Origin of the sequence: Nostoc mirabile CHAB5784 (genome assembly GCF_020829645.1) — a bacterium.
Lineage (GTDB): Bacteria > Cyanobacteriota > Cyanobacteriia > Cyanobacteriales > Nostocaceae > Nostoc > Nostoc mirabile.
This window is the reverse complement of record NZ_JAIVFS010000022.1, coordinates 1-15,918: the sequence shown is the minus strand read 5'-3', so window position 1 is coordinate 15,918 and position 15,918 is coordinate 1. Positions and strand designations below refer to the sequence as shown.

Annotated in this window: 18 protein-coding genes and 1 pseudogene; 7 read left to right on the top strand and 12 right to left on the bottom strand. The window is 41.6% G+C overall.

What is annotated here, in order from left to right; genetic code table 11:
* Positions 1–8: 8 nt before the first annotated feature.
* Both LC653_RS16095 and LC653_RS16090 read right to left on the bottom strand, forming a co-directional pair.
* Entirely contained in the window at positions 9–620 is a 612-nt protein-coding gene (locus LC653_RS16095; RefSeq protein WP_229495420.1) for a GerMN domain-containing protein, read from the bottom strand.
* Between the two features lie 297 nt (positions 621–917).
* Entirely contained in the window at positions 918–2,732 is a 1,815-nt protein-coding gene (locus tag LC653_RS16090; RefSeq protein WP_229495419.1) for a proline--tRNA ligase, read from the bottom strand.
* 202 nt (positions 2,733–2,934) lie between these two features.
* Between LC653_RS16090 and LC653_RS16085 the strand changes: the two genes are divergently transcribed.
* Positions 2,935–3,504, top strand: coding sequence for a Uma2 family endonuclease (locus tag LC653_RS16085; protein WP_229495418.1), 570 nt, complete (start codon positions 2,935–2,937; stop codon positions 3,502–3,504).
* Positions 3,505–3,898: 394 nt separating this feature from the next.
* Here LC653_RS16085 and LC653_RS16080 read toward each other — a convergent pair whose 3' ends face one another.
* Positions 3,899–4,063 carry a hypothetical protein gene (locus tag LC653_RS16080; protein WP_229495417.1) on the bottom strand — a complete coding sequence of 55 codons (165 nt, stop codon included), beginning with the start codon at positions 4,061–4,063 and terminating at the stop codon, positions 3,899–3,901.
* 222 nt (positions 4,064–4,285) lie between these two features.
* Here LC653_RS16080 and LC653_RS16075 point away from each other — a divergent pair, with 222 nt between their 5' ends.
* From LC653_RS16075 to LC653_RS16065, 3 genes and pseudogenes are all read left to right on the top strand, one after another.
* On the top strand, positions 4,286–5,668 hold the full coding sequence (locus tag LC653_RS16075; protein WP_229495494.1) for a lysophospholipid acyltransferase family protein: 1,383 nt from the start codon (positions 4,286–4,288) through the stop codon (positions 5,666–5,668).
* 22 nt (positions 5,669–5,690) lie between these two features.
* Positions 5,691–5,939 carry a FitA-like ribbon-helix-helix domain-containing protein gene (locus LC653_RS16070; RefSeq protein WP_229495416.1) on the top strand — a complete coding sequence of 83 codons (249 nt, stop codon included), beginning with the start codon at positions 5,691–5,693 and terminating at the stop codon, positions 5,937–5,939.
* Positions 5,936–6,064: pseudogene (locus LC653_RS16065) on the top strand (VapC toxin family PIN domain ribonuclease); the annotation flags it as partial. The gene LC653_RS16070 and the pseudogene LC653_RS16065, both read left to right, overlap by 4 nt.
* A 723-nt stretch (positions 6,065–6,787) precedes the next feature.
* On the opposite strand, the gene LC653_RS16060 reads toward LC653_RS16065, so the two are convergent.
* From LC653_RS16060 to cysE, 7 genes are all read right to left on the bottom strand, one after another.
* Positions 6,788–7,330 carry a (2Fe-2S) ferredoxin domain-containing protein gene (locus LC653_RS16060; RefSeq protein WP_229495415.1) on the bottom strand — a complete coding sequence of 181 codons (543 nt, stop codon included), beginning with the start codon at positions 7,328–7,330 and terminating at the stop codon, positions 6,788–6,790.
* Positions 7,331–7,638: 308 nt separating this feature from the next.
* Complete coding sequence (gene nifT, locus LC653_RS16055; protein ID WP_100900485.1) at positions 7,639–7,842, bottom strand: putative nitrogen fixation protein NifT; 204 nt, start codon at positions 7,840–7,842, stop codon at positions 7,639–7,641.
* Complete coding sequence (locus LC653_RS16050) at positions 7,817–8,104, bottom strand: nitrogen fixation protein NifZ (protein ID WP_012407236.1); 288 nt, start codon at positions 8,102–8,104, stop codon at positions 7,817–7,819. Before LC653_RS16050 ends, nifT begins: the two co-directional genes overlap by 26 nt.
* The gene (gene nifV, locus LC653_RS16045) at positions 8,094–9,224 is read right to left on the bottom strand and encodes a homocitrate synthase (protein ID WP_229495414.1); all 1,131 of its coding nucleotides are present in this window, start codon (positions 9,222–9,224) and stop codon (positions 8,094–8,096) included. The genes LC653_RS16050 and nifV overlap by 11 nt, the downstream gene beginning before the upstream one ends.
* 371 nt (positions 9,225–9,595) lie before the next feature.
* Positions 9,596–9,793: a DUF2949 domain-containing protein gene (locus LC653_RS16040; protein WP_109012176.1), complete on the bottom strand. Its 198-nt coding sequence runs from the start codon at positions 9,791–9,793 to the stop codon at positions 9,596–9,598.
* Between the two features lie 292 nt (positions 9,794–10,085).
* Positions 10,086–10,316: an Asr1405/Asl0597 family protein gene (locus LC653_RS16035; RefSeq protein WP_229495413.1), complete on the bottom strand. Its 231-nt coding sequence runs from the start codon at positions 10,314–10,316 to the stop codon at positions 10,086–10,088.
* A gap of 115 nt (positions 10,317–10,431) precedes the next feature.
* Positions 10,432–11,172, bottom strand: coding sequence for a serine O-acetyltransferase (gene cysE / locus LC653_RS16030; protein ID WP_229495412.1), 741 nt, complete (start codon positions 11,170–11,172; stop codon positions 10,432–10,434).
* Between the two features lie 996 nt (positions 11,173–12,168).
* On the opposite strand from cysE, the gene LC653_RS16025 reads away from it, so the two are divergent.
* Positions 12,169–13,515 carry an NAD(P)/FAD-dependent oxidoreductase gene (locus tag LC653_RS16025; protein ID WP_229495411.1) on the top strand — a complete coding sequence of 449 codons (1,347 nt, stop codon included), beginning with the start codon at positions 12,169–12,171 and terminating at the stop codon, positions 13,513–13,515.
* A gap of 521 nt (positions 13,516–14,036) precedes the next feature.
* Positions 14,037–14,177 carry a hypothetical protein gene (locus LC653_RS47335; RefSeq protein ID WP_372478182.1) on the top strand — a complete coding sequence of 47 codons (141 nt, stop codon included), beginning with the start codon at positions 14,037–14,039 and terminating at the stop codon, positions 14,175–14,177.
* Between the two features lie 143 nt (positions 14,178–14,320).
* Here the strand turns inward: LC653_RS47335 and LC653_RS16020 are convergent, their stop codons facing one another.
* A complete protein-coding gene (locus LC653_RS16020; protein WP_229495410.1) occupies positions 14,321–14,554 on the bottom strand; it encodes a DUF6887 family protein in 234 nt (77 codons plus the stop codon).
* A gap of 84 nt (positions 14,555–14,638) precedes the next feature.
* On the opposite strand from LC653_RS16020, the gene LC653_RS16015 reads away from it, so the two are divergent.
* Positions 14,639–15,025 (top strand): hypothetical protein, encoded by a 387-nt coding sequence (locus LC653_RS16015; RefSeq protein WP_229495409.1) that lies wholly within the window; start codon positions 14,639–14,641, stop codon positions 15,023–15,025.
* Positions 15,026–15,029: 4 nt separating this feature from the next.
* On the opposite strand, the gene LC653_RS16010 is transcribed toward LC653_RS16015, so the two are convergent.
* Complete coding sequence (locus tag LC653_RS16010) at positions 15,030–15,506, bottom strand: hypothetical protein (protein ID WP_229495408.1); 477 nt, start codon at positions 15,504–15,506, stop codon at positions 15,030–15,032.
* Positions 15,507–15,918 lie beyond the last annotated feature (412 nt).

Genomic DNA, 15,918 nt, shown 5'->3' with positions numbered 1-15,918 from the left:
ACTAATGACTAAAGCGGATAATTATTCTGAAAGCTTTCACGAGTTAGTGGCTGTTGTAACTCTACACCCTCACCGCCTAAAACATCCAACGGTTTGCCGTTCACGTCAATGTACACTTTGGCTTTGGGATTTAAAGTTGTCGCAGTGTAAACAACTTGTCCGACGCGACCCATCATTGATGTGCTTCCACCACCACGGGTAAAATCTTCAGATAAATTAACGTGAACTTCGTCATTTTCCGCTTTCAGCCCCAAAAGTTTGGTTCCTTTGGGGATAGTTGTGGAATCTGTCCCTTCTGTTGGGCCTGCTAACAAACTTTGGAAAGCTGCTTCTAATGGCTGGTTGGGGCGTATAGAAGCGACTCTAACAGGCTGGGGGACTAAAGTAACATTTTTGTCCGTTGGTTTTAGCCAATAAACGTTAGGGGTTTGCTCATTAGCTGGCTGCCTAGTTGATGGCTGTGCTGGCTGTTCGATGCGCCCAGAGGGGTTTGATGGTGTGGGAGTATTGCTGGATTGGGAAGTAAACCAAGCCACACCGCCACCCACCGCTACAACCACTGCTGAAACGGCTGCAATTGCGCCTGAAGAAATACGATTAGATCCTTGTTGGCCTTTCATGTTCAAAACCTTCCTGACTGAGGGCTGATATGGTAGTTATGTGAGGAGCAGCCTGGTTAAGGACGATACTTATAACTGAAGAGTTTCCCGCTACCTGGAGGAGGCGATTATTTTTAATTCTGCAAGTCCCTGATTTAATTTTAGAATTTCTATTTCTAATTCGTCACCTACCAAATTATGTAAATCTCTTTCTTTTTGGAGATGATTGAAGATTAAATTTACAACGCAGAGGAACGCTGAGTAAAACGCAGAGGAACGCTAAGGAAAGTATTTATTCCTCTGCGTAAATGTAAGTGTTTAATTTTTTACCTGAATGGCGGCGGTAATCCACTGTTTAAGTGTGGTTGTAACTTCCTCAATGACTATTTCTTGAGAGTTGCGGGTGGCTCTTTCTACAACTTCGACTTTGCCATTAGCGATCGCTCGTCCGGTTACGATTCTATAAGGTATGCCTATCAAGTCAGCATCTTTAAATTTCACTCCAGCCCGTTCGTCGCGGTCATCTAGTAGGGTTTCAATTCCCGCTTGATTAAGTTCTGTGTAAAGTTTTTGGGCGATTTCGATTTGTTGAGCATCCTTTATGTTTGGAATTGTGACGATCGCGTGGTAGGGTGCGATCGCAACTGGCCAAATAATCCCATCTTTATCGTAAGATTGTTCTACGGCAGCTTGCGCTAATCGTGATACGCCTACGCCAAAACAACCCATAAATAGGGGCTTTTCTTCACCCTGTTCATTAGTATAAGTTGCTCCCATCGCTTGGGAATATTTAGTGCCTAATTGGAAGATGTGACCTGCTTCAATTCCACGGGCGCTGAAGAGAGTTTGTTCTGGGTTATGAATGGCGCGATCGCCTGGTCTTGCCTTTCGTATATCTACTACAGCGTTTGGTAACTTAAATTGCTCACCCCAATTAACACCGACTACGTGATAGCCAGCTTCATTCGCACCTGTAACAAAGTTTTTTAAATCAACGGCTGTTTGATCCACTAAGCGCAAAAACTTGGGATGGATCTGGTTATTGGCGTTAATATACTCATCTGCGATGTCTGGCGCAATGTAGCCTAAAGGTAGAGATTTCGCTGTCCATGCTTGCTGCGCTTCGACATTTGGTACATTCAGACTAATAATAGTTTTAGCACCATACTCAGCAGCTAATTTGGTCAATTCATTTTGCAACTTGACTTCATTAACTTCCTGATCGCCTCGGATGCTCACCAGAACTAACACCGTTATCCCATTATCATAAACTGTCTGATAAAGGACATTTTTCACCAATTGAGTGGGAGAACAGTTGAGAAGTTGACAAACCTTTTCAATTGTCTCTGTTCCAGGTGTATCGCGTTTCTCGTAGGTTGTAAACCGTGAGGTTTCAGCGTCAATTGGTAAAGAAACAGCCTTTTCTACGTTAGCGGCGTATTTACCATCCTCAGTGTAGAGAACTTCATCTTCACCAGCTTCTGCCAAAACCATAAATTCTGTGGAACCAGAACCACCAATTGCACCAGAATCAGCTTCCACTGCCCGAAAAGCTAAACCAGAACGCCGCAGCATATTGCTGTACGCTTTATACATATCCTGGTAAGTTTCTTTGAGGCTGGCTTCATCGGCATGGAAAGAGTAGCCGTCCTTCATGATAAATTCTCGTCCGCGCATTAAACCAAAGCGGGGGCGAATTTCATCGCGGAATTTGGTTTGAATTTGGTAGAGATGTAGTGGTAGCTGGCGATAAGAGCCAATCATATCACGAGCGATCGCTGTGATTACTTCTTCATGAGTTGGGCCTAATCCTAATTGTTGCTCACGGCGGTCAATTAGGGAAAACATGATCCCCTCAGCTTTGGTGTAAGTGTCCCAGCGTCCCGATTCCTTCCATAAATCAGCTGGTTGTAGTTGTGGTAAGAGACATTCTTGTGCGCCTGTGGCATTCATTTCTTCGCGCACAATCTGGGAAACTTTTTGTAATACCCGCCACATCAAAGGTAAATAAGCATAGATACCACTACCGATGCGACGAATATAACCTGCACGGAGTAATAATTTATGGCTAGGAATCTCAGCATCAGCTGGATCATCCCGGAGTGTAACAAATAACATTTGTGAAAGTCGCATCGTTTAATCCCTTTCCATAATCACTAATTTGTTTATAAACCACTTGGCGATTAGAAATCGCGGCCACACAAACTCTCGTCTGCCTGGGCGGACTAAGAAGGTATCTTAGTTTTTGAACTTGCGTGGTGTCTGATCGGCATCTTACAGCCGTTAAGATGTGGCATGATATAATCTTTGCAACTATTTAATCTAGGTCTAGGTTATGAGTGCTTTGACATTAAAACTAGACACCGTTCACCTGAGTGACGAACAATTTTATCACTTATGTCAAAATAACCGCGAATTGAAATTTGAACGCACTGCCAAGGGAGAATTAATCATCATGTCCCCCGTTGGAGGTGAAAGCGGCAATCGAGAAGCAGATTTAATTATTGATCTGGGAATCTGGAATCGGCAAACTGGCCTCGGTTACACTTTCAGTTCTTCTACTATATTCAAATTACCCAATGGTGCTGACCGTTCCCCAGATGCCGCTTGGATTCAACGAGAACGTTGGCAAACACTCACACCTGAACAAAGACGCAAATTTCCCCCCATTGCACCCGATTTTGTCATTGAATTAAGGTCAGCAACAGATGATTTGGAAATGTTGCGTTCCAAAATGCAAGAGTATATGGATGCGGGGGTGCAATTGGGATGGTTGATAAATCCCCAACAACAGCAAGTGGAAATTTATCACCAAAAACAAGATGTGGAAGTGCAAAATCTGCCTACACAATTATCCGGTGAAAATGTATTGCCAGGATTTAGCTTGAGTCTATCCTGTTATTAAGATTTGCCAGTGCCGCTAAACCTGTATTATCTGCCCACATTTTCCATCGCAGCAGAAAATCAGGGCTATTTCATTCTCATCTAGTCCGCCTCAGAATGAATTCTGAGTCTAATAGCGAAAGTCGTCTAAAGACGACTGAGAAAAGGTTATAGTCCGTTTTAACGGACTTTAGCTAAAAGCCTGTGAACTTCAGTTCTGGGCGGTTTCTGTCTAGAACGAAATAGCCCTGGCAGAAAATACTCTATAGGAGGATGTTTGAAAAGTCTTTAGCGATCTATCAAATACTTTTAGATCCTCCTAAATGCACCCACGTACAACAAGAGTAGCTTGCGGTCTAACGAAGTGGCTTTGCAATAAATTGGGGGACTTTGATTCTGGTTCCCACTTTTTAAGGCTACGGTATATACACAAGTTTCTTGACCTGCAATGGCATTGCATCGACTAACAATGGCATTGCATCGACTAACAATAGCATTGCATTGACTAACAATAGCATTGCATTGACTAACAATAGCATTGCATCGACTAACAATAGCATTGCATTGACTAACAATAGCATTGCATCGACTAAGGGATTTCCAAAAAATAAATTATCCAAATAAACAAACCACTTCAGACGCAGAGAATACAGAGAGAAAAGAAGTAGAGAGGATTTTTGCGTCAGGTTTGTCTGTATAGCTGTGACTTCAATTGTCAGGGCATTTTACAGCCGTTAAGATAGCTTAAAAGAAATAACCCCACCAGGCGATTATAAATCGTGGCATCTTTAGGAGAAACTACTTTGGCAGATGTAATTTATCAAGCACAGCCACCCTTAGAATTTATTCCTCCGGCGTTTAACCCCTTATTTCTACGAGTTGTCCATCTGTTGCTACCCAGTTGGATAAACTGGCAAACAGCTATTACCCAAATTGAAGCAGACAACGTAGAGGTTATGGTGGATCTCTATCGCCAATTTCAGGAGGGTAAGATGCGTTTTATGCTGGCATTTCGCCATCCGAAAACAGACGATCCACTTTGTTTAGGTTACTTGCTGTCTCAACTCGTGCCAAAGGTAGCACGATCGCAAGACACAACACTACAATTTCCAATTCACGCTCATTTTATCTACGATCGCGGCATTCCTCTATGGGCAGGTTCCTACGTTGGCTGGATTGCTTCTCGTTTAGGTGGGACTCCGATTCAGCGAGGTAAGGCTGACTGGACGGGGTTACGTTCGGCGCGTGACTTGTTCGCCAATGGGAAATTTCCGATGGCGGCTGCGCCAGAGGGTGCAACCAATGGTTTATCGGAGAATATTAGCCCCTTAGAACCCGGTATCGCCCAATTAGGCTTTTGGTGTGCTGAAGATTTGCACAAAGCTGGACGCGACCAACAGGTTCTAATTGTACCAGTTGGGATTAAATATAGTTACGTTGATGCTCCTTGGGATGCGATCGCCAATCTTTTAAGTGAATTGGAAGCGGCTAGTGGTTTACCTGTGAATGCAGCAGAACATGCTTCTATAGAGTCGCTTTATCCCCGGTTATTAACTTTGGCAGAACATTTACTTTCGCTGATGGAAAAATTTTACACCCGGTTTTATCATCTAAAGCTGTCAGATATCAAAACAGTAGTAGGAGAAATTGAAGATAGAAATGAAGCTTTAGCAGTTCGGTTACAAGCTTTATTGAATGCGGCGCTATTAATATCAGAACAGTATTTTGATTTGCATTCAAAAGGTACTTTAAGTGACCGATGTCGGCGGGTAGAACAAGCTGGGTGGAATTATATATTTAGAGAAGATTTTAAGGATGTGAAAGGAGTCTCTGCTGTAGAAAGAGCTTTAGGCGATCGCGTTGCAGAAGAAGCGAATGCGCGGATGTGGCACATGCGTTTAGTAGAAAGTTTTGTGGCTGTTTCTGGTAATTATATTCGTGAAAATCCCACAGCAGAAAGGTTTGCTGAGACGACTTTAATTTTATGGCAAATGATTGCTAAAATTAAAGGCGATAAAGGTGTACAGCGTCCACAATTGGGTAAGCAAAAGGTAAAAATTACTGTGGGTGAACCCATATCTATTTCTGAGCATTACCCGGCGTATAAGCAAAATCGTTTGGGTGCGAGGCAAGCTGTTGCTGATGTTACAAATGATTTACAACACGCATTGGAAAGTTTGATTTAAAAAGTAATATGAGGAATTGATTATGAACAGTGTTACTATATCTAATCTTGATGATAACATCAAATCTCGTCTACAGAAACGAGCCGAAAAACATGGTCGTTATCTCGAAGAAGAAGCTAAAGAAATTCTTTGTCTGGCTCTAACAGAAAATTACGACCATCCCTTAAACTTAGCTAATATACTTGAGGAACGTTTTGCGAATTTGGGGGACTTTGAATTACCGGAAATTCCTAGAGAACTTATTCGCACCCTATCAACATTTGAAGAATGATTATTCTTGATACAAACGTTTTCTCAGAATTAATGAAGCCTAACAAGTCTGAAATAGTTCGTAGTTGGGCTGCTCAACAATCGTTAATGAGTCTGTTTACCAGAACAATCACTCAAGCGGAAATTAATTAAAAAGCTTGCAGTTGCAGAGGTTAATTATGGAAACTACAACTAAAAGACAAGAGTTGTTAAAAGCAATCAATCAAAGACTAGAACAAGCTTATAAAGATACTTTAGAAGATGTTATAGAACTGTTATAGGAATCATATTTGATTTCTGAAAAAATCTCGGTAGTCTTGTAATGGACTGTCTAGGCTTTAATGATTGCAAAAAAATTGTAGGTTGGGTGGAGGCTAAGCCATTGCTAACATCCTGATATATGTTGGGTTGCGCTCCGCTCCACCCAACCTACGTCTAATGCACTATTTTGCGTAGACAGTCCACTACGTGCATTTCAAAAATCAAATACTAGTCCTATAGATATTAGGAAAGCAGAGGATCAAGAGGATATTAAAGCTTTTGAAGAAGCTAAAAATGAACCTACTATTACTTGGGAACAGTACAAACAATAATTAGAATCGTGACTTATCAAATAGAAATTTCAAACAGGGCTGTAAAACAATTAAAAAAATTATCTACTGAATGAGGGTTGTAATCCAGCTTGAACAAGACTACAGAAAATTTTTATAAGTTCTGTTTGTATTCCGTATTACTAGCAGTGCAGTAGTTAGAACTTAGCCGATCGCAGTTTGACAAGGGTGCTATATAGATGATACTTACAACAAATAGGGGTAAAAATTTTACCCCTAAAAAGTTGCGTATTATTTTAAGAATAGCTAGAGAAGTTTATTACTCTGTTAAGTGACTTTCTAGCAAAGATGCGATCGCTTCAGGATGAATATTCTTGTATTTCTTTTTACCAAGCTGTAAAACACAGTTGGGGGCGCTGCTACAGCATTTTTGGCAACTAGTATGTTCAATGGTAACTTTGTCTAACAAACCGCGATCGCACAAAGTTTTTTCTAATTCTGATAATAACCCTTTACCACCACGCTTGAGGCAACCGCCCTTTTGACATACCATAATCCTCGCTTTGGTTTGAGGCGGTAAATCTTGCTTTGGACACGCATCAATTGGTGTCACCCGATAGGCTTTAATTTTTATTTTACTTGTGCGCGAATCTACCTTACTATGGCCACAAACGCGAATTTGCTGGCCAGGAACTAAGGATGAACTTAGTAAACGGCGTAACTCTTTAGGCAGTTTAATTTCCACATTTCCAGATGGAACTGCCAATTGTAAGTATTTATATTTTCCTGGTTCACCACCAAGAAAACCTAGTAACTGTCCCTCAAGATTCAATTCTGATAACGTCAAATACTTGTCACCCATGATTGATAAAAAGTTAGTAATTAGTCATTAGTCATTGGTCATTAGTCATTAGTCATTAGTTAAGAGTTATAAGTTAGGAGTTAAAATTTATAACTCATAACTCATAAATCCCCACTCCTCAAATCTTTCTTGCACCTGCTCCATCTCCCGCCAATAAATAAATTTATTGGCTAATAGCTTAACTCCACTAAAGTGGACTAAAAACCTTACTTAGTCTTCTTTAGAAGACTTTAGCTATTAGCCTCAGAATGAATTCTGAGGCGGTTGTGGGAACAGGTGCAATATTTGAAAAACATACTCCCCATTTTTTACGCGAGGCGTTTCGCTTCTACTGTTTGAGGTAAATTTGCTGTGTCTGGCAAATCACGAAATTCCAATTCCCAACCATTTGCTAGGGTGAGAACCTTGCCATCATTTCCATCGGTTTGTTTGACGACTTCTTCTTCAAGGTCTTTTTTAGCAACGTAAACTACTAAAGTACCGGCGTCATTCATGCGTAGCATTACTTTCATGAGATTCCTCAACAGATTCTAGTTCTTTTTTCTTACAGCCGACGACGAACCCTGTTTCTAAGAAATGCACAGCATATATATAGGAAGTCTGCAAATATGTGCCTATACTCGCTATGTAGCCGATATCTCCTTTGTTCACTAAAACTTGCCCAACTTCTTTACCAGGAAAAGTACCATCGTTCTTAAGCAGTTTCCGAACTCTGACTTTTTCACCAATTTCAAAAGCAGGTGGCAAGTTTAGCTCTAATTCATCACGTTGCATGAGAGTACCTCTGTTCTCTGACCAAATTCAATAGTTCTTCTGTCGTCAAACTGCGTTTTTTCTGTACCGATTGGTGGCGCACTGCATCTAAAACAGATTGGGTTTCTTGGGAGTTCAAGAAAATTCCATGCTGTTCTAGCAAGTTTGCAACCAAATGCCGTCCAGAATGTTTTCCTACTACTAAACGTCGTTCCCAACCCACTTCTTCGGGAGCAAATGGTTCGTAGGTGATGGGGTTTTGCATTACTCCGTGAGCATGGATGCCAGATTCGTGAGCAAAGGTATTTTCGCCAACGATCGCTTTCCAGGGTGGTACACTAGCACCTGATGCGGCTGCAACTAGTTGTGACAGTTCCAGCAAACTAGGAGTGTCGATGCCCAAATCAACGCCGTAGATGCGTTTGATCGCCATCACAACTTCTTCTAAAGCTGCATTTCCCGCCCTTTCACCTAATCCGTTTACTGTGGTATTCACTGATAAAGCTCCGGCTTTGATACCCGCAAGGGCGTTGGCAGTTGCCAGACCAAAATCATTGTGGGTGTGGATTTCTAGAGGAATCATCAAAGCTGAAACCAGGCGTTTTACCTTGGTGTAGGTGCTGAAAGGATCGAGAACTCCTACGGTGTCGCAGAAGCGAAACCGGGATGCACCCCATTCTTGGGCATAAAGCGCTACATCTAAAAGGAAGTTTTCATCAGCCCTGGAAGAATCTTCTCCGCCGACTGCTACCCAAAGACCTTGATCGACGGCGAAGCTGATACAGTCTTTGAGTTTTTGCAAACTTACTCGCCATTGACCGTGGAATTTGGCGGCGATTTGGATACCAGAGACGGGAATGGCAATATGCACCCGGTTCAGACCGCAAGCTATAGAAGCCTTAATATCTGAGATGACGGCGCGGTTCCAGCCGAGGAGTTTTGCTTGTAAACCCAAGTCAGAAATTGCGGCGATCGCTCGTGTTTCTTCGTCACCCATTGCCGGTATACCGACTTCTAATTCGGGAATACCAATAGCATCAAGAAATTTAGCGATCGCAACTTTTTCTTCTAGGGTAAAAGCAACACCTGCTGCTTGTTCGCCATCACGTAATGTAGTGTCATTAATTATGATTTGATTCATTGCAAATATCCCTCTCTTGGAAGTATTCTTAATAACCTTTCTCTCTACAATTCCCAGCGATGGTAAATGCTAAAAATATCACAATTCATAATCTAGGATACATGATCCTTAATTATTGACCGATTAGTAGCATCACATCTGTATGGCAGGGAACTAAAACCATGTATAATTTACTATTCGTTTTTACCGATGTCAGTTGAAATTTCTTCGATTAGCAATGAACTGATATAGCTATTAGCAAATCCTGAACAAAGTAAAACACAGAATCCAGCAATTAAGGATGTAATCATCTTAGTAACCTCAGATTTTTTAGAGCATTGGTGTGTAATTTCGGCAGGTAATGGTACTCAAAGCTAAAGGGTTCAAATGAGCTAACTTTGTTCTGCTAGCCAGTCAAAAATCTTTCCTAGCTGCTCCAAGTCAACTAAACCATACTGCCAGAGGAGCATCGGTAGTGGCCCATTTTCTAATTCACGGTGTCGCAGAGCTACAGCAATATCCGCATTTGAAAGTTCAAGTTCATTGTGCAAAAAATTCAGAAGTTTTATATCTCTGTTACGAGTCGCCATAATTGATTGAACTTTCAATTTCTTAATTTGGAAAAGAATTAAAAATCAGAAATTCCCAGTCTAGTTTGCTAATTTCACCTTTGTAATTGTCGCTAGATGTCAGGAAAATTTCAGATTTAGGAGACTGGATAAAATCTAAAACTCGGTTAATCTCCCTCAGTCTGCAACAAATTCTGCTAGCGCACAGTAGCTTCAACTTCTAAACCTATTCAAGCTTTGTGCATCTATGAACAAAGAGGGGAGTGGGGAGTAGGGAGTGGGGAGTGGGGTATGAAAAACTTTTCATTTGTATTCAGGACTCATCACTGTAATGCCAGCAACGCTCTAGCCACTCTAATAATTCGTGACGAGAAGCAAGAAATTGCATAACTGTACTGCGAATTAGAATTACTTCGAGCAAATTGTTCACTTGCACTCGTAAAGAACCATCGGGGGGACAAGAACTCTTAATTTTTAACTCTTGCAAACGATGGTAGATTCGCCAGCGATCGCTCAAAGGAATCTGCAAAACGTGATTTGTCATTTGTCTTTTGTCCTTTGTCCTTTGTCAGTTGTCAGTTGTCCTTTGTCCTTTGTCGCTTGTCATTTGTCCTCTGTCATTTATCCTTTGCGAATGACCAATGACCAATGACTAATGACTAATGACTCTTAACGCCTAAAGTTTGCAGTTGTTTTTCGAGTTCTTCAATGCGCGAGAGCAAAGAACGAATCACGGTTGCTTCCACATCGGGTAGCTTTCCATGTTCTAAAGGAGAAAGGCTGGCGCTTTCGTTCCGAGAAATAATTCGACCGGGAACTCCCACAACTGTGCGATCGCTGGGGACATTCTGTAAGACAACGGAACCTGCACCAATACGGACGCGATCGCCAATTTGCAGATTACCCAAAACTTTCGCACCCGCTCCGATTACTGCATTTTTACCCACTGTGGGATGACGCTTACCAGTTTCTTTACCAGTTCCGCCAAGGGTGACGCCTTGGTAAATCAGTGTATAGTCGCCGACGATCGCAGTTTCGCCAATGACAACACCCATTCCGTGGTCGATAAACACGCCCTGACCAATCTCTGCACCTGGGTGAATTTCAATTCCCGTCAAAAATCGCCCCAAATGAGAAATTAAGCGGGGGATAAAACTCACTCCTCGACAATGTAACCAGTGAGCAAGACGATGCAAACATAGCGCGTGCAATCCTGGATAGCAAAACACCACTTCTAGCCAATTACGTGCTGCTGGGTCGCGCTCAAAAATAATGCGAAAATCACTCAATAATGGCTCAAAAAAAACGCCAGAGAGGAGATTTTTCAGCATGGATGTATGGGCAGAATTCTGCGTTTTGGTAGTCTGATGATCGCTAATACTGTCTAAAGACTGTTGCATCGGTAATGTCTATCTGGTAAAAAGATCCATCTGCTATTTTTATGCTTATATCAGGCGACTTCCAACTGGATAGAAAACTCGATGCTGATTGGATTTATTGGATTGATTAAGGTTGTACTCAAACGCCAAAACCCCGACTCAAGATAAACTTAAAATTTCTCTTGGGGTAGGGGCGCTGGTATTTAATGATAGGGGTACTAGTATTTTTGGGGTAGGGTTTAAGAATTTCTTTGCTCGCTACAAGAAACTTTACCTGTAAGCTTTCGCAAACATTTCATCAAGATATTTTGCAATATATTAAGCTGTACTCAGATGCACTCAAATATAATTTTTATGAGGCTACAAATCAAGATTTTGTATCTCCTATTACTATTAGTATCTTATTATTTGGATAGGCGAAAGACAGGTTTCTTTATTTTCTTTTAGGATTTGCTGTCTGTATGTATATATACGTTTCAAAATATAGTTATCGCTCATAGTGAATATCTTATTATATAGATGTGTTGAAGAAAAGCATTTCAATAAGTGCAAATATACCTGCTTGCCGAATTGATAATTATTGAAGAAGAAGTCAGAAGTCAGAATTCAGGAGTCAGCAATCTTGACGCGACTCGAAAATACTCGCTAACGCTGCGCTATCGATGACTCGCTCTAAGCGAAGCTGTGCCGAAGGCTTTACGCTACGCTATCCGCTTTTTCGTTCAAAATTCATTCTGAATTGTGGCGACTGACGCATGTATTCTGTTTTGATAAACTGTTCTCTCTTACAGCGCTTTTCAAGTAATTGAACTACACCACTCCCTACTCCCTACTCCCCACTCCCCGTCTCATCTGTGGTCTAAATACTTGAAAAATGCTGTAATAATGACTCATTACTAACTTTGGCTACTTTCATTATTTTTTCAATTGTTCTAAATAAACAGCAACCATTATCATAATGCTGTTACATCTTTGTTAAGAATAGTTACAACTTCTTAACACAAGGAAATTTTTCTTATGGCAGTCTCACTTGAGAATAATGCATCACATCAGGTTGTTATCGTTGGTGGTGGTTTTGGTGGACTGTATGCAGCAAAGGCTTTGAATGCAGCGAATGTAAATGTTACTCTCATTGATAAACGTAACTTTCACCTATTTCAGCCGCTTTTATATCAAGTTGCCACAGGTACGCTATCACCTTCTGATATTTCCGCACCATTGCGATCTGTATTTAGCAAAAGCAAGAATACAAAGGTGTTGTTGGGAGAAGTAAATAATATTGATCCAAAAGCGCAACAAGTTATTTTGGGTGATGAAGTAGTACCTTATGATACATTAATTGTCGCTACAGGTGCTAACCATTCCTATTTTGGTAAAGATAACTGGGAAAAAGTTGCTCCTGGCTTGAAAACTGTGGAAGATGCGATTGAAATGCGTCGCCGGATATTTGGCGCATTTGAAGCAGCAGAAAAAGAAACTGATCCAGAAATTCGCCGTGCTTGGTTGAGTTTTGTGATTGTAGGGGGTGGCCCGACTGGTGTAGAATTAGCAGGTGCGATCGCCGAGTTGGCATATAAAACTCTCAAAGAAGATTTCCGCAGCATCAACACTTCAGAAACGAAAATTTTACTATTACAAGGGGGCCCTCGCATCCTCCCACACATTGCGCCAGAGTTATCGGCATCAGCAGCAGTATCTTTGCAAAAGTTGGGTGTGGAACTCCACACTCACACCAGGGTGACAAATATTGAAGGTGATATCGTTACTTTCAAGCAAGGCAATGAATTTACAGAAATTGCCTCAAACACTATATTGTGGGCAGCAGGTGTCCAAGGTTCGCCAATGGGGAAAGTCTTAGCAGAAAGTACAGGTGTAGAGTGCGATTACTCTGGGCGTGTAGTTGTAGAACCTGACTTGTCTATCGAGGGTTATGACAACATTTTCGTAATTGGAGATTTAGCCAACTTCTCCCACCAAGAAGGTAAACTCTTACCTGGTGTTGCACCCGTAGCTAAACAACAAGGAGAGTATGTAGGTAAACTAATTCAACGACGGCTTAAAGGTCAGACTTTGCCACAATTTCATTACAACGATGTGGGTAGTTTGGCGATGATTGGGCAAAATTTAGCTGTTGTAGATTTAGGCTTCCTCAAACTCACAGGTTTCCTTGCTTGGGCATTTTGGCTATTAGTTCACATCTACTTCTTAATCGAGTTTGACACTAAATTACTAGTTGTATTTCAGTGGGCGTGGAATTACATCACTCGTAATCGTCGCTCTAGATTGATTACAGGTCGAGAAGCTATTGTAGAACCAAAAACTGTTAACAATAGCGTGCAACAGCCTTCTGCGACACCTCTGTAACTTCAGCTATCACAGCATTACTCAACGATGGTACAAGGGGCTATTGGAGTGATGAGTGGCGTGTGGTGGGAAATCTTAGGCGAAGATTAGCTGTTCTAGGAAAAGAATATGGGGATGATATCATGTCCTGTCAATCATAGGACTTACGCACAGGTAACGGAAAATCGAACCACAGAGACACAGAGAACACGGAGAAATAAGAGTTTGAAAGGTATTTTGCGTAAGTCCTGAATCAGTTACGGTATGTCATTGCGAATATAACTAAGTGAAATGAAGCAATCGCAAGGTTTTGAGATTGCCACGCTCCGCTCGCAATGACAAGCATTTAAATGGACATGATATGAGATACCGCCCTCAGCAATTTTGGCAATTTGGCATTTCATGACTTCGAGTTGCAGTTTTAATGGAGATATCAACACAATGGGACAGTGAAGAAGTTGTACGAGGGATAGAGCAAAACTTCCCGCTTCTGGTGTCCCAGCTATGCCAGTTGTCAAATGAGTGCTGTAGAATAGCTCTATATAATTGATACAGCGCTCACCAGAGTTCAGTTCCCGCTCTGCAACTGGCTAGAAATCAACAAAACCAAATATAGCCCAGATGGCAAAACCCTTGTCAGTGGTAGCCTTGACAACACAATCAAAATTTGGCGGCTACCATAGGGACTGCACCATTAAATAATTCGTAATTCGTAATTCGTAATTCGTAATTCGTAATTCGTAAATTTTGTTTTGTAATGGGGATTTAACCCAAACACAAAACTTGCGTGATTTTTGAACCGGGGGACTTAAACCCACGGAACTAGTTAACTTTGATTATTTCTCTCTTGCTGGATTCTTTGAGCGATCGCTTCTGCAATTATCTGATTATTCTCTTCTATAGGTTTACCATCTTCAGTAAACATTGAGGGATATATAATTGCTTCTGAGTCGGGAGTGCGGCGATTAAATAGGGTTTCCAACGCTTCTATATCTTCCCGATTAGCAAGCACATACGCCCTCAATTCTTTTGTGGACATTTGGGCAAAATTAGGTTTCATTTACAAATCTCCAAGTTCCATCACGAAATACAAGGATGTTATAGCGGTTCTCGTTTACGTGAGGTACACCCGTAGGGGCACGGCATGCCGTGCCCCTACACCTTGCAATATAATATTATACCGCGTCTGGCTGGGAACCGCTATAACCCAGTTCAGAGGTGGATTCATCCAGTTCAAATACTCGTTAACCCAGTTCAGAGGTGGATTCATCCAGTTCAAAGACTCGTTAACCCAGTTCAGAGGTGGATTCATCCAGTTCAAATACTCGTTAACCCAGTTCAAAGGTGGATTCATCCAGTTCAAATACTCGTTAACCCAGTTCAGAGGTGGATTCATCCAGTTCAAATACTCGTTAACCCAGTTCAGAGGTGGATTCATCCAGTTCAAATACTCGTTAACCCAGTTCAAAGGTGGATAAACAGAATAGGGGCGTACAAATGTACGCCCCTACAGTTAGCCGATGAGTACTAAATTATCAAGAGACGGGAGTTTTAGCAGATTTGCCCTTACCCATAGCCTTAAAGCGTTCGCCCAACTGTTCCGCAACAGTTTTTAAGCCTGGAGTCTTTTTTGATGCAGTCTTCACGTAATCATAAACAGTCAAACTGCTAGTCATAGCTTCACTACCGACTGCCATTAGGGTATCATCTACCTGTTCGGTGAGTTGCTGCATTGAGATTAAAAGTTCGGTAAGCGCAGCAGCTAATTGATAATCTTGAACCAGTTCCTCAACGTCAAAAGTGGCTGGAAGAATTTCGCGGTTAGACTGAGCAGCAGTAATGCTATTGTTCACAAAGGCTAGGCTTTTATCGCCCATTTTTACTAACTTACGCCGTTCTTCAGTGCTAAGAGTAATCAGAAAGGGCATCTTTTGTTGGACTGTCTGTAGCGCGGCTTTGATTTCTTGGATATCTTGTAGCGAAAGGGAGCCTGTGATATTTTGATAGGACATCGTATATTTACCTTGGGAATTCTAATTGTGAAGTAGCAATAGTTGCTAAATATAGAATTCCCATTGGTGGATGCGATCGCACATTTTCTGATAATTTTTAGTTTAGTAGGGTGTGAAAGCGTTGCGTTACGCACCGCAATACAACTAGCTAATTGATTATCCCGAACAAATTCTTCAAGCGATGTCTACGACGGGCTACGCCTACGCACATCATAACCTATTTATCTGTTTTAGCGCCGATGCTGAGGGATACTGACCAGATGCAATCAAAGCTTGTCGCTCTATCTGACTTTTCCCGTTAAGTCTGTTTTGCAAGCTGCCAACCTTCACAGAGGTCGTGTAATTTTAACCAACCTCGCCACAGTACCTGGATACCAATTGGTGTTTTGCTTCGATGTTCTAGGTAGCCGCC